1 protein-coding gene is annotated in these 273 nt (G+C 41.8%); it reads right to left on the bottom strand.

Annotated elements, in window-relative coordinates:
- Positions 1-198: hypothetical protein (locus RZN25_13545; GenBank protein ID MEQ6377839.1), on the bottom strand; the 198-nt coding region annotated here is incomplete at its 3' end.
- Positions 199-273 lie beyond the last annotated feature (75 nt).

Genomic DNA, 273 nt, shown 5'->3' with positions numbered 1-273 from the left:
GAAACGAAAAGAGTAGGAGGGGGGGATAAACTCCCATGAGAATAAAACATTAAATTTTTCATCCTTGCTGGTGAAGCTTGCTTCATGGTTGGCTACCCGTAAATGTCCGATTGGTTCAAGGGCCTTTAGGTCATACCTTTGGGTGCTAACGATCAGTGGGGGGGCGGCCACTGATTGAAGTTTCACTTTATCCTTCAAGAAAAAAGGCAATCCTTTTGAGCATAAAAGGAATGCCTTTTTCTATTAGAGCATATTTAGTAAAACTCCAAACTG

The organism is Bacillaceae bacterium S4-13-56 (assembly GCA_040191315.1).
Classification (GTDB): domain Bacteria; phylum Bacillota; class Bacilli; order Bacillales; family JAWJLM01; genus JAWJLM01.
Note: the sequence above shows the minus strand (reverse complement) of the source record. Positions and strands in the feature narration are given on the sequence as shown.